The sequence below is a fragment of the Thermocatellispora tengchongensis genome, assembly GCF_014202315.1.
Classification (GTDB): domain Bacteria; phylum Actinomycetota; class Actinomycetes; order Streptosporangiales; family Streptosporangiaceae; genus Thermocatellispora; species Thermocatellispora tengchongensis.
In genome coordinates, this window is record NZ_JACHGN010000021.1 from 81,333 (window position 1) to 101,465 (window position 20,133).

At 73.1% G+C, this 20,133-nt stretch carries 14 protein-coding genes; 4 read left to right on the plus strand and 10 right to left on the minus strand.

What is annotated here, in order from left to right; genetic code table 11:
- Positions 1-18: 18 nt before the first annotated feature.
- The 7 genes from HNP84_RS38260 to HNP84_RS38290 form a co-directional block, all read right to left on the minus strand.
- The gene (locus HNP84_RS38260; protein ID WP_312926682.1) at positions 19-1,713 is read right to left on the minus strand and encodes a glycosyltransferase; all 1,695 of its coding nucleotides are present in this window, start codon (positions 1,711-1,713) and stop codon (positions 19-21) included.
- A complete protein-coding gene (locus HNP84_RS38265; protein ID WP_185054925.1) occupies positions 1,710-3,002 on the minus strand; it encodes a glycosyltransferase family 2 protein in 1,293 nt (430 codons plus the stop codon). The genes HNP84_RS38260 and HNP84_RS38265 overlap by 4 nt, the downstream gene beginning before the upstream one ends.
- Before the next feature lie 360 nt (positions 3,003-3,362).
- Positions 3,363-4,658 carry a homoserine dehydrogenase gene (locus tag HNP84_RS38270; protein WP_312926683.1) on the minus strand — a complete coding sequence of 432 codons (1,296 nt, stop codon included), beginning with the start codon at positions 4,656-4,658 and terminating at the stop codon, positions 3,363-3,365.
- A complete protein-coding gene (gene lysA / locus HNP84_RS38275; RefSeq protein WP_185054926.1) occupies positions 4,655-6,037 on the minus strand; it encodes a diaminopimelate decarboxylase in 1,383 nt (460 codons plus the stop codon). The genes HNP84_RS38270 and lysA overlap by 4 nt, the downstream gene beginning before the upstream one ends.
- A 167-nt stretch (positions 6,038-6,204) precedes the next feature.
- Entirely contained in the window at positions 6,205-6,990 is a 786-nt protein-coding gene (locus tag HNP84_RS38280; protein WP_185054927.1) for a neutral zinc metallopeptidase, read from the minus strand.
- 52 nt (positions 6,991-7,042) lie between these two features.
- Complete coding sequence (locus HNP84_RS38285) at positions 7,043-7,690, minus strand: anticodon-binding protein (protein ID WP_185054928.1); 648 nt, start codon at positions 7,688-7,690, stop codon at positions 7,043-7,045.
- Between the two features lie 21 nt (positions 7,691-7,711).
- On the minus strand, positions 7,712-9,583 hold the full coding sequence (locus tag HNP84_RS38290; protein ID WP_246519217.1) for a hypothetical protein: 1,872 nt from the start codon (positions 9,581-9,583) through the stop codon (positions 7,712-7,714).
- Positions 9,584-9,677: 94 nt separating this feature from the next.
- On the opposite strand from HNP84_RS38290, the gene HNP84_RS56435 reads away from it, so the two are divergent.
- Both HNP84_RS56435 and treS read left to right on the plus strand, forming a co-directional pair.
- Positions 9,678-11,348 carry an asparagine synthase-related protein gene (locus HNP84_RS56435; RefSeq protein WP_185054929.1) on the plus strand — a complete coding sequence of 557 codons (1,671 nt, stop codon included), beginning with the start codon at positions 9,678-9,680 and terminating at the stop codon, positions 11,346-11,348.
- Between the two features lie 629 nt (positions 11,349-11,977).
- Complete coding sequence (treS, locus tag HNP84_RS38300; protein ID WP_185054930.1) at positions 11,978-13,663, plus strand: maltose alpha-D-glucosyltransferase; 1,686 nt, start codon at positions 11,978-11,980, stop codon at positions 13,661-13,663.
- A 92-nt stretch (positions 13,664-13,755) separates the two neighbouring features.
- On the opposite strand, the gene HNP84_RS38305 is transcribed toward treS, so the two are convergent.
- Genes HNP84_RS38305 through HNP84_RS38315 form a run of 3 tightly spaced genes read right to left on the minus strand, consistent with a single transcriptional unit; the run spans position 13,756 to position 17,289 of the window.
- Complete coding sequence (locus tag HNP84_RS38305) at positions 13,756-16,032, minus strand: ABC transporter permease (RefSeq protein WP_185054931.1); 2,277 nt, start codon at positions 16,030-16,032, stop codon at positions 13,756-13,758.
- Between the two features lie 4 nt (positions 16,033-16,036).
- A complete protein-coding gene (locus HNP84_RS38310) occupies positions 16,037-16,786 on the minus strand; it encodes an ABC transporter ATP-binding protein (protein ID WP_185054932.1) in 750 nt (249 codons plus the stop codon).
- Positions 16,783-17,289 (minus strand): PadR family transcriptional regulator, encoded by a 507-nt coding sequence (locus HNP84_RS38315; protein ID WP_185054933.1) that lies wholly within the window; start codon positions 17,287-17,289, stop codon positions 16,783-16,785. The genes HNP84_RS38310 and HNP84_RS38315 overlap by 4 nt, the downstream gene beginning before the upstream one ends.
- A gap of 134 nt (positions 17,290-17,423) precedes the next feature.
- Between HNP84_RS38315 and HNP84_RS38320 the strand changes: the two genes are divergently transcribed.
- A complete protein-coding gene (locus tag HNP84_RS38320) occupies positions 17,424-18,701 on the plus strand; it encodes an ABC transporter substrate-binding protein (protein ID WP_185054934.1) in 1,278 nt (425 codons plus the stop codon).
- Between the two features lie 88 nt (positions 18,702-18,789).
- Positions 18,790-20,124 (plus strand): ABC transporter substrate-binding protein, encoded by a 1,335-nt coding sequence (locus HNP84_RS38325; protein ID WP_185054935.1) that lies wholly within the window; start codon positions 18,790-18,792, stop codon positions 20,122-20,124.
- The last annotated feature ends 9 nt before the right edge of the window (positions 20,125-20,133 follow it).

The following is a 20,133-nucleotide window of genomic DNA, read 5'->3' on the forward strand; positions in this document are numbered from 1 at the left end:
GCCGCTCCCGGCCGGCCGTCATTTCTCCTCGGAGCCGCGGGAAAGGGCACGTTTGAGGGTGGCGGCGAGTTTCGCCGGGCCGCCGGTGCGCTGTTGCGTTTGCGCGGCCTTTTTCGCCGCGGCCAGCTCCTTGCGTGCGGCGCCCAGCTCGCGGCGGAACTCCACGGCGCTCTTGCGCCATTTGCCGGCCTCGTCGCGCCAGCGGGTGACCTGCTCGCGCAGCCGCTCGGCCTCGCGGGTCAGCCGGGCGACCTCGGCCGCGGCCTCCTGTCGGGCACGGTACGCGCTGCGCCTGCCGGTGATCGGCGGGGCCTCGGCGGCGGGGGTGAAGTCGTACGCGCCGCCATCGACCCACAGCACGCCGAAGACGTCCTCCACGGCGTCGTCGAGGTCCTCGCCCTCTCCGGCCACGATGACGGCGCGGGAGAAGGCGGCCGTACGCTCCAGGCGGGCGGCCGTCACCCCCTCGGCGGTCTCGGCGAGCAGCACGTTGACCAGGCCGTAGCCCTGCTCTCTGGCCAGGTCGAGCAGCCGGGCGACGGAGTCCTCGCCCGGCACCCACCCGGCGGGCACCCGCAGGTGGTAGGGCGCGAAGGACTGCTCGGAGAACGCGCGGAGGCGCACCCGGCCCTCGTGCGCGTAGTGGCCCCGGATCAGCACCAAATCGAGATCGGGGTCGGTGAGGGGGGCGCGGCGCTCGGGCACGAGGGTGTCCCATGGGCCGATGATCTCGACGGCGACGTCGGGGATCGTGCCGGCCAGCACGGCGTCCACGGTCGCGCGCACGGCGTCGTACCCGGCGTCGGCCTCCACCGTGACCTGCACGTACGGCACCTTCCAGCTCCGCCCCGGATGCGAGCGCAACCACCGGTACGACGGGATGCGGTCGGCGATGAAGGCGTGGCTGACCCGGTCGATCGGGGCCTTGTCGCGCATGCGCATGGAGGGCCCGAGGTGGTAGCCGACCGCCTCGGGGTCGGGCACGAAGACCGCTCCCGCCTGGGCCAGGCGGTAGCCCAGCTCGGTGTCCTGGCCGAGCACGAGATCGACGTCCATGGGGCCGGTGCGGCGCAGCAGCCGGGCGTTGACCGAGGTGGCGCCCCCGACGTGCAGGCTGAAGGCGCGGTGGGGGTCCTCGACCAGGCCGCCGGTGCGTTCGAGCAGGTCGATGAGCCACTGGTGCGGCTCGGCGGGCTCGAACAGCGCGGCCAGGTCGGCGGTCTCGGCGACCACCTCGGGCGCGGGCGGCTCGGCGGAGGTGAAGCGCAGGTAGCTGGCCACCACCAGGTACGGCGCGAGGTGGTGCCAGCGCATGTGGGCCTCGACCGCCTGCCGGGCCGGGACCACGTCGGAGTCGAGCCAGTGGATCACGTCGCCGGTGGCCGCGGCCAGGCCCGCGTTGCGCGCGCTGGGCCGGCCGGGCGACTCGCAGGTGATCAGCCGGGTCAGCTCGGGCCGGATCGGGCCGAGGCGCAGCGGCGGGTCGCTGCCGTTGTCCACGACCACGACCTCGATCAGCTCGGCCGGGTAGGTCTGCGCGGCCAGGCCCGCCAGCACCAGATCGAGCTTGCGCTGGCCGTTGTAGGCGGGCACGACCACGCTGACCGTGAGCGAGGGGGTCCACGAGCCGAGCGCGGGCGGGGCCAGGGCGGTGTAGTCGTTGCCCCGGATGCGGGCGCAGGCGGGTGCGGTCGCGGCGGCGCCGGCGGTCACGGCCTGTCCTCCTTCTCCCCTGGCCCGGCCTGACCGGGCTCGTCGGGCTGATCGGGCTCGCCGGGGGGCCCGGGATGCTCCAGGATGGCGCTGGGCCGGAAGCCGCGCCACTGGTTGGCGGCCACGCGCAGGAAGTGCCCGAGCGGCAGCCGCCAGGTGTGCTCGCCCTCGTGGGAGCGGCGCAGGACGTAGCCCAGGCCGTGGGTGCGGTAGATCCGGCCGCCCTCGGCGTGGATGCGCTTGAGCAGGTCGGCGTCCACGCCGCGGTCGAGCGGGGCGAACCCGCCGCAGTCGCGGTACGCCGCGGCGCCGAGCAGGATCGTGCCGCCCGCGACGTGGTCGCTCCACACCTCGCTGGTGTAGTCGGTGCGCCGGACGGTGGCCTTCAAGGGCTCCAGGTAGAAGAACTCCGCCGCCGTGCCCACCACGTCGGCCCCGGAGTAGGTCTTGGCCAGCAGCAGGTCGGCGAGGTGCTCGGGGCCGTACCAGTCGTCGTCGTCCCACTTGGCGAGGTGGTCGCCGCCGGCGCGCTCGGCCGCCCGGTGCAGCAGCTCGCCGAACGGGGTCGCGGCGGGGGCCTCGACGACGGTGAGCGGCAGCGGGAAGCCCGCCACGGCGCGGCGTACGCGCTCGTCGGTCTGGGCCACGCCGTGCAGGCCGAGCACCACCTCGACCTGGACGTGGCGCTGGCGGGCGATCTGGCGCAGCGCGCCGCCGAGCAGGTGGGGGCGCATGCTGGACATCACCACGGTCACCGACGCCGGGCGCTCGCGCGTCTCGCGGTGGGCGTGGCGGCGCAGCCGTACGCTGTGCTCCTCGCGGCGCAGGTCGGCCACCGACCGGATCGGGGCGGGGGCCTCGGCGGGGGGCGGCCCCGGCCGCCAGGCGCGGAGCAGGGCGGCGAGGCCGGGGTCGGCGTCGTCCACCCATCGGGGGACCTCGTCGGAGTACAGGGGCACGCCGGCGGCGGCGAGGGCGAGCACGGGCGCGAGCGGCGCGGGCGCGGCGGGCCAGGCGACGCGCACCCCCTGGGCGGGCCGCAGCGGCGCGACGCGCCCGGCCGTGAGCGGCGCATCGCCCGGCACCGCCTCGCCGGAGGCGCGCACCGCCGACCACCCGCCGCCGGTCCAGCTCAGCACGGCCGGAGGCTCGGCCGGGGTGCGGGTATAGCCGCGCGGCGTCGCCGGCTCGGCCGGTCCGGACGCCCCGGCCCCTGCGGCCGGCTCCCCGGCCCCGCCCGGTCCGGACGCTTCAGGCGGGGGTGGCGCGGTGTCCGCGACAGCGCTCATGCGGCCTCCTGCGTCGGCCGCACGAGCGCACAGCGACCGTGCCTACTTGTTCGCTCGCCACGCTCGCTCATGCGGCCTCCTGCCTCGGCCGCACACCGTGCTCACTGGTTCGCTCGCTCATGCGGCCTCCTGGGTCGGCCGCACGAGCGCCCGGCAACTGTGCTTACTGGTTCGCTCGCTTCGCTCACTCATGCGATCTCTGCGGTCGGGGGTCTCCGGGTCGGGGGCGCCGCCCCATGGGCCCGCGGCCCTGGAGCTGCCCGGACACCCTACTAGGAGTCGGCGTGCCCGGTCAGGCGACGTCCCGACTTCACCGCCGGAATGCGGCCTCCGCGGAGAAAGTCCCTGCGCTCGCGGGGGCTACGGCGTCTCGTCGCCCTCCACCCGCATCACGCTCGCCACCGCGCGTACGATGTCCAGCTCGCGCAGGCTCTCGATCGTGCCCGACAGGGCGGCGTCGGTGGCCCGGTGGGTGACCAGGACGAGCTGGGCGTCGTCGCCGTGGCCCTCCTGGCGGACGGTCTGGATCGACACGTCGTGCTTGGCGAACATGTCGGCGACCCGGGCGAGCACGCCGGGCTTGTCGGCGACGTCCAGGGAGACGTGGTAGCGGGTGACGGTCTCGCCCATGGGGTGCACCGGCAGGCCGGCGTAGGTGGACTCCTCTGGGCCGCGGGCACCGGACAGGCGGTTGCGGGCCACGGCCACGATGTCGCCGAGCACGGCCGAGGCGGTGGGGGCGCCGCCGGCGCCCTTGCCGTAGAACATCAGCTCGCCGGCCGACTCGGCCTCGACGAACACCGCGTTGTACGCCTCGCGCACCCCGGCCAGCGGGTGGGTGCGCGGGATCATCGCCGGGTGCACCCGCACCCCGACCGAGCGGCCGTCGTCGGAGCGGGCGCAGATGGCCAGCAGCTTGATGACGTAGCCCATGGCCTTGGCGCTGGCGACGTCGGTCGCGGTGACCTCGGTGATGCCCTCGCGGTGCACGTCGGCGGCGGTCACCCGGCTGTGGTAGGCGAGCCCGGCCAGGATGGCGGCCTTGGCGGCGGCGTCGAAGCCCTCGACGTCGGCGGTCGGGTCGGCCTCGGCGTAGCCGAGGGCCTGGGCCTCCTCCAGGGCGTCGGTGAAGGACGCGCCGGTGGAGTCCATCTTGTCGAGGATGTAGTTGGTGGTGCCGTTGACGATGCCGAGCACCCGGCGCACCCGGTCGCCGTTGAGCGATTCGCGCATCGGGCGGATCAGCGGGATCGCGCCCGCGACGCTGGCCTCGAAGTACAGGTCGGCGCCGCCCGCCTTGGCGGCGGCGTGGATGGTGGCGCCGTCCTCGGCGAGCAGGGCCTTGTTGGCGGTGACCACGGACTTGCCCCGGGCCATGGCGGCCAGGATCAGCGACCGGGCGGGCTCGATGCCGCCGATGACCTCCACGACGATGTCCACGTCGTCGCGGGTGACCAGCGCCTCGGCGTCGGTGGTCAGCAGGGCGGGATCGACGTCGGCGTCGCGCTTGCGGCCCAGCCTGCGCACGGCCACGCCGGCGAGTTCGAGCGGCGCGCCCACGCGGGCCGCGAGGTCGTCGGCCTGCTCGTGCAGCAGGCGCACCACCTGCGACCCCACCACGCCACAGCCCAGCAGGGCCACTTTCAGCGGTTTCACAACTGCCCCCTCAACAGGTCGTCCTCGGTCTCCCCGCGCACGATCACCCTGGCCGCGCCGTCCTTGACCGCGACGACGGCGGGCCTGGGCTGGTAGTTGTAGTTGCTGGCCAGCGAGCGGCAGTAGGCGCCGGTGGCGGCGACGGCGATCAGGTCGCCGGGCACGATGTCCTCGGGCAGCCACAGGTCGCGCACGACGATGTCGCCGCTCTCGCAGTGCTTGCCGACGATCCGCGAGAGCATCGGCGCGGCCTCGCTCTCGCGGGAGGCCAGCACGGCGGTGTACTCGGCGCCGTAGAGTGCGGTGCGCACGTTGTCGCTCATGCCGCCGTCCACGCTGACGTACGTGCGCAGCCCCTCGACGTTCTTGACCGTGCCGACCTCGTACAGGGTCACGCCGCCCGGCCCGATGATGGCGCGGCCCGGCTCGACGGTGAGGCGCGGCACGGGCAGCCCGGCGGCGGTGCACACCTTGGCGACGATGTCGCGCAGGGCGTCGGCGATCATCTTGATGTCGGGCGCCTCGTCGCCGTCGGTGTAGGCGATGCCGTAGCCGCCGCCGAGGTCCAGCTCGGGCAGCACGACGCCGTGCTCCTCCTTGATCTGGACGAGCAGCCCGGCCAGGCGCTGGGCGGCGACCTCGAAGCCGGCGGTGTCGATGATCTGCGAGCCGATGTGGGAGTGCAGGCCGGCGAGTTCGAGCTGGGGCAGCGCCAGGATGCGGCGCACGGCCTCGGCCGCCGCGCCGCTGTTGAGCGACAGGCCGAACTTCTGGTCGTCGTGGGCGGTGGCGATGAACTCGTGGGTGTGCGCCTCGACGCCGGTGGTGACCCGGACCAGCACCTTGGGCCGGGCGCCGTGGCGCTCGGCGAGGAAGCCGAGGCGGGCGATCTCCTCGAAGGAGTCGACGACGATGTGGCCGACCCCGGCCTCGATCGCGCGCTCCAGCTCGGCGGCGGACTTGTTGTTGCCGTGCAGGGTGATCCGCTCGGGCGGGAAGCCGACGCTGAGCGCGACGGCCAGCTCGCCGCCGGTGCACACGTCGAGGCCCAGGCCCTCCTGGTCGATCCAGCGGGCGACCTCCTTGCACAGGAACGCCTTGCCCGCGTAGTGGACGTCGCTGTCGCCGAACGCGATGGCGTAGTCGCGGCAGCGGCTGCGGACGTCGTCCTCGTCCACCACGTACAGCGGCGTGCCGTACTCCCTGGCCAGGTCGCGCACGTCGACGCCGCCGACCATGACGGCGCCGCCCGCGCGCCCGGACGTTCGGGGCCAGATCGCGGGGTTGAGGGCGTTGAGGTCGGCGGGAGACATCGGCGGGCGCTCGTGCGGCAGCATCTCGGCGTGCCGGTCACCGGCGGGGTGGGCGAAGGGACTCACCCGAACGAGGCTATAGGACCCGCTGATCCGGATGGGACGCCTGACCACACCGTGAGACGCGATCACCGGAATTCATCCCGGATTCAACGCCGTTATCCGAATATTATCCGGTTTCGCGTCACCGCAGGTCAGGAGACTCAGGAGACTCAGAAGACCGGTCAGGAGTCTCAGGAGACCTCGTCGGCGGGGGCCGCCCACGTGTTGCAGGCGCCGATCGTGCCGCTGTCCTGGCCGCGGTGGATCCAGATCGCGCTGTTCCTGGCCGAGCCGTGGGTCTGCCGCTGGGTGATCGCGTTCTCGTCCTCCACGGAGTGGGCCCGCAGCACCATGAGCCCCTGGGGGTCGATGCCGCGCAGGGTGACCGCCGCCAGGCAGTCCGCCTGGAGTTCCAGCCGCCGGGACCACGCCTCGTCGAACACCTCCGGCCCGCTCTGCGCGGCGATGCCGGTGATCTCCTGTACGTGGTGGGCGTACTCGTGGGCGAGGGTGAACATGGAGGTGAACGACCAGTCGTCCTCCACCAGCACGTTGACCGAGTGGATGTCGGGGCAGTAGATCCCGGCCCAGTCGTAGTCCTCGGTGCCGCATCCGGCGTTCTCGGGGGTGTCGATCAGGTTGACCTCCTCCGGCGGCTCGTACTCGTAGCCGGCGGCGGCCAGCGCGGCGGTCCAGGTGCGGTCCAGGCACGGGATGAGCGCGCGCAGCGTGGCCGTCACGTCGGCCTCGCGGTCGGCGGGCAGCGCGCACCGGCTCTCGACCGGGCCGGTGTAGTACAGGGGGTGGGTGGCGGCGCCGGACCTGGGCGAGCCGGGGGCGGTGCCGAGCGCGTCGCGCAGGTGCGGGGCGAGCAGGGCGAGCCCGGCGATCACGGCCGCGAAGGCCAGCGCCACCGGCAGCAGCCGCCGGACGAGGCTTCGCCGGCTGCCCTCGTGCACGACCACCCGAACCCCCATCTCCCCGGCGACTCCCCCACAATGCCGCTTTTTCGCGACCCGGGAGGGTCTATCACAGGCGATCGGGCGGTGTCTCGCCAATTGCGGCGAGCCCGGCGGCGAGCACCGCGCGCACGGCCCGCGCCTGCCAGACCCGGGCCGTGTGCACCGGCAGCACCGGGGCGTCGCCCACCGGGTGGGCCGGGGCGTGCTCGTGCGCGTCGTGGTAGGCCGTGGCCAGCCGCACCAGGTACGCCGGCGGCGCCGGATCGCCGCCCTCACGCCGGCCCGGCACCTCGGCCAGCACCCGCAGCACCGCGCGGTCGTGGCGGCCGGACAGCTCCCCGGGCTCGAACGGCCCGTCCACCGGCACGCCCAGCTCGCGCGCCCAGCGCTCGGCCCAGGCGGCGCGGGCGTGCGCGTAGCGCACCGCGAAGCCGGGGTTGGCCCAGGTGCGCGGCCGGTCCGGCCACGGGGACGGCCGGGGGCGGGCCGCGACCGGGTCCAGCAGCTCGGGGACCAGCGCGCCGGGCACGCCGGCCACGATCTCCAGCATGCCGCCGGGCCGGGCCCGGACCTCGGTGACGCCGGGCAGGGCGCGCACCCGCTCCGCCGCCGCGGCGTCCGGGGCGTGCGCGACGTACACGGCCTCGCGCTCCCACGAGCCGCGCGGCGCGGGCGGGCCGCCGAGGACCCCGGCCAGCAGCCGGATGGACGTCATGCCGAGGAGCCTACGGGCCCCTCAGGCCAGGGCGTGCGGCTCGGCGCGGCCGTACTCCACCAGCCTGGCCGAGGAGAGCAGGGCCGGATCGTCCTCGCGCACGCGCACATAGTTGAACCGGTCGGCGGAGAAGACCCGCACGCCGTCCTCGCGGCACTGGCGCATCAGCACCTCGTCCCACCCCTCGGACAGGTCGGCGATGCCCAGGCCGCGCAGCACCGTACGCCGGGCCAGCAGGGTGCCGCCGCAGATCTCCGGCAGGTACCGGTACGCCGCATCCGGCTGGCGCAGCACCGTCGCGCCCGGCCCGCGCAGGTAGGCGTAGTAGGACGCCTTGCCCACCACGTCGGCGGTCGTGTACAGGAACGACCTGGCCAGGTCGGCGAGGTAGTGCTCGCCGTAACCGTCGCGCGGGTCCATGACCGCCACCAGGTCGCCCTCGCACAGGTCCAGCGCCCGGTTCAGCAGGCCGCCGGTGGTCAGGCCGGGCTCGGCGACCCGGACGATCACGTCCACGCCGGGCATCGCGTCGCGGGCGTGCTTGCCGGCCTCCTCGGCGGCGCCCTCGTCGGCGGTGACGATCACGGCCTGGGCGACCCCCGACTGCGCCGCGACCTGGGCCAGCCCGTGGTCCAGGTCGCCGCCCGCCGTGGCCGGGACGATCACCGAGACGTTCAGCGTGGCGCGGGCGGCGGGCAGGCCGATCTCCTCCAGGAACTCGTCCACCCGCTCGGTCATCGTGCCCCGCGCGTACGCCTGCCGGATCGCGGCGTGCGCCCGCCGGTCGTCCGGAGTGGGCCCGATCGGGGTACCGCAGGCCGCGATCTCGGCCAGCCGCCAGTCGGGCGTGCTCTGCGGCACGGTGACGGCCTTGGGCCACCGGTAGGACGTGAGCACGTCCGGATACGACAGGTGATCGGGCAGCATCTCCTCCAGCGTGAGCACCCGGTCGAACCGGTCGCCGGCCAGTGGCAGCGGGTTGTGCACGCGGGGCTGGATCGCGAACGGCAGCAGCCCGGCGCGGCGGTGCACGGCCCGCCAGCGCGGCAGGTCGGCGTGCACGGCGGTGAAGACGTACTCGAACAGCTTGGCCGTGGCCCGGTAGTCGGCCAGGTCGCCGCCGGTGTGCCAGAACGCGGTGCGGATGCCGCGCTCGGCGCACCAGGCCAGCAGCGCGCGCAGCCCCTCGCCCGGCTCGCCGATCACCTCCTCGGCCCACGGCCCCTCGGTGACCGAGCCGACCAGCAGCAGGTGCGGCACCTCAAGCGGCAGCACCCGGGCGAAGTCGCGCGGGGTGAACCCGACGGTCTGGCGCCACTCGTAGCGCAGCAGCGCCTCCTCGTGCGGGTCGAGCACGGCGGCGACGGTGAGGTGGGGGCGGGTGTTGGGGCCGGTCGGCACCCGGAACGGCTTGAGCTTGACCGACCTGCCCTCGATCGTGCGCACCGAGGACCTGGCCTGGAACGCCGCCCCCGGCGCGGCCTGCTTCTCCGCGGACGCGGGCGCGGCCACGGGCTGCCGCTTGGGCGCGGCCGGGCGCGGGGCCGGGCGGGCGGCGCCGCGCAGGCCGCGCGCCAGCCGTACCGGGTTGCTCTTGCCGGTCTTGATCGCGTCGCCGAGCCGGGACCAGCGGGCCACCTGGATCGAGGAGAGCTTCCACTTGGCCACCTCGGTCTGGTAGCGCTGCTCGGCCAGCTCGCGGCGCAGGCGCTCCTCGCTCGCTCGGGAGCGGGCCAGCTCGTCCTCCGCCGCGGCCAGGCGCTCCTCGACGGCGCGCAACTCCTCGGTCGCCCGCTCGGCCTCGGCCAGCTTGGCCTGCGCCGCGTCCAGCAGGCGCGCCAGCTCGGCGGCGCGTTCCGCCTGGGCCATGGCGTCGCGCAGCGCCCGCCTCAAGCCCTCTACTTGCTCGCCCGCCACGTCAGTCCTCCGATCCTGAGCGGTGCAAAAGGATACCCTTCGGATAATCGCCATCAGAAGGAGTTGGACCGTGCGCAAGGGTGAGTGGCCCGCGTTCACCGTGCGGCCGTACGTGTGCGGCGCGATCGGTGAGGCCGACCCCGCCGCGCTCGACGCGCTCAAGGCCGCCGGGCCCAGGGTGCGCGCCGCGCTGCACACCTCGGGGGCCGCGCTGTTCACCAGCCGTCCGCTGCCGCCCTACTGGCGCACCGGCGAGCGCGACTACGCCTTCGCCTGGGGCGAGCGCCGTCCGCTGGTGTCGGGATCGTGGATCTCGGTGGCGGAGACGTACGAGACGCCGGGGCTGATCGACGACGGCGAGCGGGTCACGCTGCACGCGGGGGCCCTCGGCCTGGTGGACGTGTACTACCTGGCGGCGGGCGGCGCGGTGTACTTCAGCTCGCTGCTCGAACCGCTGCTGGCGCTGGTGCGCGGGCCGTACGAGGTGGACTGGACGGCGTGGGCGGCGATCCTGCGGGTCACCTTCCCGCTCGGCGACGACACCCCGTACGCCGGGGTGCGGCGGCTCGCGGGCTCCAGCGCGCTGGTCTACGAGCGGCGTACCGGGCGGATCTCGCTGGACCGGCGCCCGCCGCGCTGGGTGCGCGAGGAGCCGTACGAGGCGGGGCGCAGCGCGGGCGAGATCCTGGCGATCCTGCACGAGGTCTACAAGGAGTTCGAGGACCGGCCGCTGCTGGTGCCGGTGAGCGGCGGCTACGACTCCCGGCTGCTGTGCTCGGTGGCCGTTGCCCGGGGCGCCGACGTGGAGTCCTGGACGACCAGCCCCGACGACGGCACCGACACCGACATCCCGTTCGCCCGCGCGATCTGCCGCGAGCTGGGGGTGCGGCACCGCGTGATCGCGCAGGACCCGGCGGCGTACCCGGACGACGCGCGGGCCGTGGCCCGGCGCCTGGAGTACCTGACCCCGCACCACGCCTGGTACGCGCCCTTCGCCCGTGAGGTGCACCGGGCGGGCCGCACCCTGGTGGACGGGCTGGCCGGGGGCCCGCTGCTGAAGAACTTCATGGTCAGCGGCGACGCGCTGACCGCGTCCTCGGAGGCCGAGCGCAAGGCGGCGGTGCTGAAGTCGCTGTCGCTGGGCGCGCCGTCGGTGCCGTTCCTGGCCGAGCCCGCCGCCGCGTGGATCGAGGACGCCGTGCGCGCCTCGTTCGCCGCCGCGACCTCGATGCTGCACGGCCACCGCGCCGAGCTGCCGCTGTCGGTGCTGCACACCCGCACCGTGCGCGGCATCGCCCGCTCGCCGGTCAACCTGGTCGGCCCGGAGGTGTCCTTCGTGGCCCCGTTCATCCACCCGGAGTTCTTCGACGCCGCCCTGTCGGTGGGGGTGGCGCGCAAGGACCGGGGCCGGTTCTACCGGGAGGTGCTGCACGCGGCGAACCCGCGGGTGGCGGCGCTGCCGTCCACGAACGTGGTCAAGCAGCCGCTGACCCGGGTGCCGCTGCGCTCGACGGCGGCGCCGGCGCGGGCGTACGGGCACCGGATGCTGACCACGGTGGCCGAGCGGGTGCCGGACCTGCTCTCGCCCGAGCTGCACGCGGTGGTGGCCGAGGGGCCGGACGCGCTGGCCCGGTTCAACGGGTGGAACGACCGGTTCTGGGTACGCGGCCTGGTGCTGTTCGGGGCGTGGCTCGACGACTACGCGGACGTACTGGGCGACCTGACCCCGCCGTGGCGCTGACACGCCCGCTGAGCACGTGTTTCACCGGGGAGAACGGAAGGTAACACGGTAATTACGGGCCTGGGCCGCGAATGTGCGCGACTTCTCCCTCGTACCGCCCTTTATCGTGCTTCGTCCGGCGGCCTGCGCTGGTAGTGTTCGGCTGAAAGCACGCCATAGGACGGGACAGAACCACGAATTCGGTCCCGGCGTGGGCGTTGGAGCTCGTGGGGATGACGGCTCCGGGCGGGCGTGCTCCTCCAACATCACAGCCGGATCTTCCGGTGACTGTCGTTCTGCCTTCTTTCAAGTGAGCGAGAGTTGACCTCCTCCCCACACCCAACGGCGGGGGGTTCCAGCCCTCACGGGCCGGATCTTCCTGCTTCACCGGCGACTGCCCGCGCGCACCGGAGGGTGCGCGACCGGTCTTGCACGGCCTCCACAGGCTTCGCATCCCGCCGGCCCGGCCGTAGGCCCGGACAGGCCGAGTTGGTCATCGCCAGACCACCCGGATACCCGAATATTACCATCAGTGAGGTTGTCGTGACGAACAGTGCGCGAGATCGATGCACCGTTCAGGCATCAAGGGCCTTCCCGGGCTCTGGAGTCCTCCCCATGGCCGCATCCTGGGCTCTCCTTGGGAGTCACCGATGACAATGACATCTCCCGGCGCCGAGCCGGTCAGCGAGACCTTCGTCTCGGCCGATCCGCAGTGGTACAAGCGGGCGGTGTTCTACGAGGTGCTGGTCCGGGGGTTCAAGGACTCCAACGGCGACGGCACCGGCGACCTGCGCGGCCTGATCGACAAGCTGGACTACCTGCAGTGGCTCGGCGTCGACTGTCTGTGGCTGCTTCCGCTGTACGAGTCGCCGCTGCGCGACGGCGGATACGACATTTCCGACTACATGAAGATCCTTCCGGATTTCGGGGATCTTGGGGACTTCGTGGAGTTGGTCGAGCAGGCCCACGCCCGCGGCCTGCGCATCATCACCGACCTGGTGATGAACCACACCAGCGACCGGCACCCCTGGTTCCAGGCGTCCCGGCACGACCCCGAGGGGCCGTACGGCGACTTCTACGTCTGGTCCGACACGCCCGAGCGCTACCCGGACGCGCCGATCATCTTCATCGGGGCCGAGGAGTCCAACTGGACCTACGACCCGGTGCGCAAGCAGTACTACTGGCACCGCTTCTTCCACCACCAGCCGGACCTGAACTACGACAACCCGGCGGTGCAGGAGGCCATGCTGGAGGTGCTGCGGTTCTGGCTGGACCTCGGCATCGACGGCTTCCGGCTGGACGCGGTGCCGTACCTGTTCGAGCGCGACGGCACGGCCTGCTCCGGCCTGCCCGAGACCCACGCCTACCTGCGCCGCGTCCGGGCCGAGGTGGACCGGCTCTACCCCGACCGGGTGCTGCTGGCCGAGGCCAACGGCTGGCCCGAGGACGTCGTGGAGTACTTCGGCGACCCGGCCACCGGGGGTGACGAGTGCCACATGGCCTTCCACTTCCCGCTCATGCCGCGCATCTTCATGGCGGTGCGCCGGGGCAGCCGGGAGCCGATCTCCGAGATCATGGCCCGCACCCCGAAGCTCCCGGAGAAGGCGCAGTGGGGCATCTTCCTCCGCAACCACGACGAGCTGACGCTCGAAACGGTCACCGAGGAGGAGCGCGACTACATGCACGCCGAGTACGCCAAGGACCCGCGCATGCGCGCCTACCTCGGCATCCGGCGCCGCCTGGCCCCGCTGCTGGACAACGACCGCGACCAGATCGAGCTGTTCACCGCGCTGCTGCTGTCGCTGCCCGGCTCGCCGGTCATGTACTACGGCGACGAGATCGGCATGGGCGACAACATCTGGCTGGAGGACCGCGACGCGGTCCGCACCCCGATGCAGTGGAGCCCCGACCGCAACGCCGGGTTCTCCTCCGCCGACCCCGGGCGGCTCTACCTGCCGGCCGTGATGGACCCGATCTACGGCTACCAGGCGGTCAACGTGGAGGCCCAGGAGCGCAACCCGGCCTCGCTGCTGCACTTCACCCGCAAGATGCTGGAGATCAGGCGGCAGCACCCGGTGTTCGGCACCGGCGCGTACAGCGAGCTGTGGTCCTCCAACCCGGCGGTGCTCACCTTCGTCCGCGAGGAGGGCGAGGACCGCATGCTGTGCGTGAACAACCTGTCGAAGTACCCGCAGCCGGTGGAACTGGACCTGCGCAGGTTCGCCGGGGGCACCCCGGTCGAGTGCCGGGGCGGAGTGCCGTTCCCGGTGATCGGCGAGATCCCCTACCTGCTCACCCTGCCGGGCCACGGCTTCTACTGGTTCGCCATCAAGTAGATCCCTCTCAGTCAGGGGGCACGGGCCTGTCGCCCGTGCCCCCTGAGCGTTGTGGCGAGCGGCACTCTGGAGCGCGCGGGCCCTGTTCCCCCTCAGCGTGTTGCTAGCGGCACCCTGGAGCGGGCGGCGCGGTGGGCGGGGATCAGGGCGACCAGGAGCGCCGCGCCCACCGCGACCAGCATCGTCACCGCGAGCGTGGCCGCCGGCGGCGTACGGCCGATGCCCGCCCCCACGCCGCTGGTGTGGCCCTGGAGGTCGATCAGGCCGCTGCTGACCGAGGCCCCGGCGAGCGTGCCCGCGAGCACGCCGAGCAGGACCAGCAGGCCGGTTCCGGTGACCAGCGTGGCGGTCACCTGGCGCGGGGTGAGGCCCATCGCCTTGAGCACCGCCAAGTCGAGGGCGTGGTCACGCAGGCCGAGCGCGCTCGCGGTGAGCAGGTTGGCCAGGCCGATCAGCGCCAGCACCGCGATCAGCGCGACGATGACCACCCGGATCACGGCCAGCCGCTCGGCCGGGTTCTCCACCCGGGTGACCTCCAGGTCCTGCCCGGAGGCGGCCAGCAGCCTGGCCCGGGTCTCGTCGGGGTCGGCGCCCGGCTTGAGCACCAGCGCGTAGAACTCGGGCGGCACCGCGTCCTTGGCGGCCAGGCTGTCCAGCCCGAACGACAGCACCTCGCCGTCCTGGTCGGGCTCCACCACCCGGCCCACGATGCGCAGGATCAGCGGCGTGCCGCCGACGGTCACCCGTACCCGGTCGCCGATCTTGACGTCCAGCAGGTCGAGCAGGCCCTGCCCGGCCACGGCCTCGCCCCGGTCGGCGTACCCGCGCCCCTCGACGGCCACGAACGGGTACGGCTGCGCGGACGTGCCGATCGCGCGGGCCAGCACGGTGCGGGTCTGCTCGGGTTCGAGGGCGTCCACCTCCGAGCCCGGATAGTACGCCGCCACCCCCGGATCGGCCTTGATCAGCCGCTCGGCCTCGGCGGCGGGCAGCTTGCCGGGGCGCACCGTGAGCGCGGCGGCCTGCCCGACCCGCTCGGGCTGGTCCAGGAAGCCGTCCAGCGTGGCCCAGCAGCCCAGCCCGATCGTGATCATGGTCATCGGGATCGCGACGCCGAAGGTGGTCAGCAGGGCCGGGCCGCGCCGGGTGAAGGCGTCGCGGGCGCCCAGCACGAGAGCGGGCGGCAGGCGTACGAGGAGGGCGAGCCTGGCCAGCTTGGACAGGTGGCCGCGCGGCGGCGCCGCGGGAGCGGCCGGGATCGGCGGCGTGCGCCCGCCGCGCCAGGCCGGCACCGCGACCGCGACCAGCACCGTCGCGGCCGTGCCCGCGGCGATGGCGGCCGTGGGGCCCAGCGACAGCGGCAGGCCCGCGCCGTCGAGCACCAGCATCGTCACGAGCTGCCCGCCCGCCAGCCCGAGCGCCACGCCGAGCAGGCCGAGCGCGCCGTGCTCGACCACGAGCATGCCGGTGATCTGGCCCCGGGTCAGGCCCAGCGACTTCAGCGTGGCGAAGTCGCGCGACTGCATCAGCACCCTGCCGCCCACGGCGTTGGCCACCGCCAGCGCCGCCGCGACCAGCCCGACCACGCCGAACAGCGCCAGCAGCAGGCCGAGCAGCCGGTTGTCCAGCTCCATCGACGCCCGCACCTCGCGCCAGGTCGAGACGCGCTGGATCTTCTCCGCCAGCAGCGTCACCGCCCCCTGGGCGACCAGGCGGGCCGACTCGGGGTCGGCCAGCCGCAGCCCGATCACCGACTCGCTGCGCCCGGCCGCCGGCTCGACCCGGTCCAGGGTCTCGGGCAGCACCCAGGCCAGCCCCGGCGTCCACTCGGGGTAGAAGCCCTGCTCGGCGGTCTCGGCGATGCCGGCCACGGCCAGCTCGTGCCGGGCGCCGTTCAGCGCGGTGACCGTGAACGGGCTGCCCAGGCGCAGCCCGGTCGCCCTGGCCAGCGAGCGCTCCACCACCACGCCGTCAGGGTCGGCGGAGTCGAGCCAGCGCCCCTCGCGTACGACGGGGTGGGCGACCTTCGGCGGCGTGGCGGGCAGCGCGCGCAACGCGACCGGCGACTTCTTGCCGTCCTGCACCAGCGTGACCGGCGCGCTGCGGTACGGCCCCGCCACGCCGGTGACGCCGGGGAGCCCGGCCAGCTTGCCCGCGTCGGCGGTGTCCTGGGCGCTGATCCACACGTGCGCGCCGTCGGTCTGGGTGAACAGCCCGCGCCAGGGGTTGGTGCCGTCCTCCAGCAGGGTGGCCGAGGTGATCAGAGCGGTGACGATCCCGGCCACGGCGAGCACCGTGAGCAGGGCCTGGCCGCGCCGTGCCCGCAGGTCGGCGCGGATCCACCTCCGGGACGCCCGTAGCGCGCTCACGCGCTCAGCTCCGCAGCTCGACCACGTCGCCGGCGCCGCCCCTGGGCCTGCGGACCGGGCGCGGGATGGCGCCGTCGTCCACGATCTGGCCGTCGAGCAGCGAGACCACGCGGTCGGCGAGGCTGGCGACGCGGGCGTCGTGGGTGACCATGATGATCGTCTGGCCGTCGCGGTGCACCTCGCCGAGCAGGCGCAGCACGTCGCGGGTGTTGCGGCTGTCGAGGTTGCCGGTCGGCTCGTCGGCCAGCAGCAGGCTGGGCTTGTTGGCCAGGGCGCGGGCCAGCGCGACCCGCTGCTGCTCGCCGCCCGCGAGCTGCGCGGGCGAGGCGTCGGCGCGCTCGGCCAGGCCCAGGGCGCCCAGCAGGTACTCCCTGCGCTCGCGCGCCTGCCGGGGCGTGGCGCCCGACAGCAGCGCGGGCAGCTCGACGTTGTCGGCCACGGTCATGTTGGCGACCAGGTTGAAGAACTGGAACACGAAGCCGACCTTGTCGCGGCGCAGCACCGCCCAGGCGCTCTCGGAGAGGGTGTCCACCCGCTTGCCGTCGAGCCAGATCTCGCCGCTGGTGCGGGTGTCGAGCCCGCCGAGCATGTGCACCAGCGTGGACTTGCCCGATCCGGACGGCCCCATGATCGCCACGAACTCGCCCGGATCGACCCGCAGGTCCACGCCGTCCACGGCGGTGACCGGGACACCGCCGGTCTGGTAGATCTTGACCAGGTTGACGGTTCTGACGACCGGTTCGGGACCGCTCACGCCATCTCCTCCTGGCAGCGCTGGAGCCAGTCGAGATCGGCCTGCAGGTGCATCATGGCGCCCTCGACCAGGAGGTGGGCCACCCGGTTGGCCGGGTCGGTGGCGGCGGCCAACTCGTTCAGCTCGCGCATCTGGCCGAGGTAGTGGCGGCGCTGCCGGTTGATCAGCGCCATGCGGTCGGCGACCCCGGTCAGCGGAGCGAGGACCAGCTTCATGAAGAACTCATCGCGCACCCGGGGGCCCTCGCTGGGCTCGTCCACCCAGGTCTCCAGGCGCTCGCGGCCGGCCGCGGTCAGGTAGTAGACCTTCTTGTTCGGCCGGTTGGACTGCTCGACGTCCACGGCGCGCACCAGGCCGTCCTTCTCCAGCCGGCCGAGCGTGACGTAGATCTGCCCGATGTTCGGCGAGGGGTAGGCGCCGCCGAAAGTCTGCTCCAGGGCCTGTTTGAGCTCGTATCCGTGGGCAGGTTCCTTGGCGAGAAGTGCCAGCAACGGCAGCCGCAACGCCTTACCTCCTCGAAAAGGCTCGTTACCTGAGCGTTACTGGAACATCGGTTGACTCCCACATTACCGCTGTGCATAACATGCATGCATCTACCTAACACGTATGTAACAGCAAGGAAACCGAGGGGTAGCACGTGCGCCGACTGGTCCCGATCGCGCTCGCGGCGACGCTGCTCGCCGGCTGCGCCGCGGTGACCGGCGACGACGCCGACACCGCCGAGGCCGGGTCCGGGTCAGGAGGCACAGGCCCGATCACGCTGGTGATCGGCCGCGACACCACGGCGTACCTGCAACCGCTGCTCGACCGGTGGAACCGCGACCACCCCGCCGAGCCCGTCACGCTGCTCGAACTGCCCGAGGCGGCCGACGAGCAGCGTGCCCAGATGGTCGCCAACCTGCAGGCCAAGAGCGACCGCTACGACGTGCTCGGGCTCGACGTGGTGTGGACGGCCGAGTTCGCCGACGCCGGGTGGATCGTCCCGCTGGAGCGGGGCATGTTCCCCCTCGACCGCTTCCTGTCACCGGTCGTCGACACGGCCGTCTACCAGGGCAAGCTGTGGGCGGTCCCCTACTCCAGCAACGCCGGGCTCCTCTACTACCGCAAGGACATCCTGGACAAGGAGGGCCTCAAGCCGCCCAAGACCTGGGCCGAGCTGCGCGAGCAGGCGATGACCCTGTCCGCGAAGTACGACATCGGCGGCTACGCCGGGCAGTTCCTCGCCTACGAGGGCCTGACGGTGAACTTCGCCGAGGCGTACCAGTCGGCGGGCGGAGAGGAGATCATCCGCTCCGACGGCGCCGAGGTCACCCTGGACACCGGCAAGGCCGAGGCCGGCCTCGACTTCCTCGTGCGCGGGTTCCGGGAGGGGTGGATCCCGCGCGAGGCCCTCGGCTTCAAGGAGGAGGAGTCGCGGCTGGCCTTCCAGGAGGGCCGGCTGCTGTTCGCGCGCAACTGGCCGCACGCGTACGGCCCGGCCACGCACTCCTCGGTCAAGGGCAAGTTCGCCGTGACCCGCCTGCCCGGCCGCGACGGGCCGGGAAGCAGCTCCCTCGGCGGCTACAACCTGGCCATCAGCGCCTATTCCAAGCGGCAGAAGTCGGCGCTGGCCTTCATCCGCTACTTCACCGGGCTGGAGAACCAGCGCCTGGTGCTCACCGAGGGCTCGTTCCCGCCGGTGTGGGCCGAGCTGTACGACGACCCGGCGCTCATCAAGCGCTTCCCGTACCTGCCGGTGCTCAAGGAGAGCATCCTCACCGCCCGGCTGCGTCCGGTGAACGCCAACTACAACCAGCTCAGCCTGGCCATCGCCAGCTCGGTGAGCCGCGCGCTGAGCCCGCCCTTCCAGGAGTCGAGCGGCGACATCGCCGCGTCGATGAGAACCGAGCTCAACGAGATCGTCCGGGCCCGCTAGGCGGAGGCGACCCCTCCGTAAGGCAGGCCGTCATCCCCTTCTTACTCACCGTTCCGGCATCGGGGGCATAACGCAGGAGGTATTCAGGATGCGCAGAGCCAGATCCCTGGCAGTCGTCAGCGGTGTGGCGGTGCTGGCGCTCGCGGCGGCGGCGTGCGGCAGCGGCGGCGGCGAGGGCGCGGCGCCCGCCGCCACCACGTCCGGCAGCGGCGCCCCCGCGGCCAAGCCCCTCGACGGCGTGACCATCGAGGTCGCGGCCAAGTGGACCGGCGAGGAGCAGGCGAACTTCCAGAAGGTGCTGCAGGCGTTCCAGGACAAGACCGGCGCCAAGGTGACCTACGCCTCCACCGGTGAGGACACCGGCGCCTACCTCGGGCCCCGCATCGAGGGCGGCAACCCGCCCGACATCGCGATGCTGCCGCAGCCCGGCCTGTTGCAGCAGTACGCCGAGGAGAAGGCGCTCAAGCCGCTGTCGTCCGAGGTGCAGGCCGAGATCGACAAGAACTACACGCCGTACTGGAAGGAGCTCGGCTCCGCCGACGGCCAGGTGTACGGCGTGCTGGTCAAGGCCGCGCACAAGTCGCTCATCTGGTACCGCACCCAGGCGTTCGAGGACGCCGGCGTGCAGCCGCCCACCGACTGGGCCGGCCTGGTCAGCACCGCCCAGACCGTCGCCGACTCCGGCACCCCGCCGTTCTCCCTGTGCGGCGCCTCGGGCTGGACGCTGACGGACCTGTTCGAGAACGTCTACCTGTCCACCGCCGGTCCGGAGAACTACGACAAGCTCTCCAAGCACGAGATCCCCTGGACCGACCCGACGGTCGGCACCGCCCTGACCAAGATGGCCGAGATCGTGGGCAAGCAGGAGTTCGTGCTCGGTGGCAGCTCCGGCGCGCTGCAGACCGACTTCCCGACCTGCGTGACCGCGGTCTACGGCCAGAAGAAGGCCGCCATGGTGATCGAGGCCGACTTCGTCGCCGCCTCCGCCACCGAGTCGGGCGCCACGGTCGGCCAGGACGCGCGGTTCTTCCCGTTCCCGGCCGCCGGCGACACCAATCCGGTCGTGCTCGGCGGCGACATCGCGGTGGCGCTGAAGGACTCCAAGGGCGCGATGGCCCTGCTCGCCTACCTCGCCTCCGTGGAGGGCGGCTCGGTGTGGGCCAAGCAGCCGGGCTACCTGTCGGCCAACCGCAACGTCTCGCCGGACAACTACCCGAGCGAGGTCACCAAGCAGCTCGCACAGACGATCATCGATGCGGGCGAGGACGTCCGGTATGACATGTCCGACCTCGCGCCCAGCGCCTTCGGCGCCACCGACGGCAAGGGCGAGTGGAAGGTCCTGCAGGACTTCCTCCGCAACCCCACCGACGTCAAGGGCACCCAGGAGGCGCTCGAAGCCGAGGCCGAGAAAGCCTGGAAGTAGGAGGCGAAG

Bases quoted from the DNA above. Each gene is read 5' to 3' on its own strand.
- HNP84_RS38265 (WP_185054925.1), bottom strand. From the start codon at position 3,002: ATGAGCGCTGTCGCGGACACCGCGCCACCCCCGCCTGAAGCGTCCGGA.
- HNP84_RS38280 (WP_185054927.1), bottom strand. From the start codon at position 6,990: ATGGGGGTTCGGGTGGTCGTGCACGAGGGCAGCCGGCGAAGCCTCGTC.
- HNP84_RS38285 (WP_185054928.1), bottom strand. From the start codon at position 7,690: ATGACGTCCATCCGGCTGCTGGCCGGGGTCCTCGGCGGCCCGCCCGCG.
- treS (WP_185054930.1), top strand. From the start codon at position 11,978: ATGACAATGACATCTCCCGGCGCCGAGCCGGTCAGCGAGACCTTCGTC.
- HNP84_RS38325 (WP_185054935.1), top strand. From the start codon at position 18,790: ATGCGCAGAGCCAGATCCCTGGCAGTCGTCAGCGGTGTGGCGGTGCTG.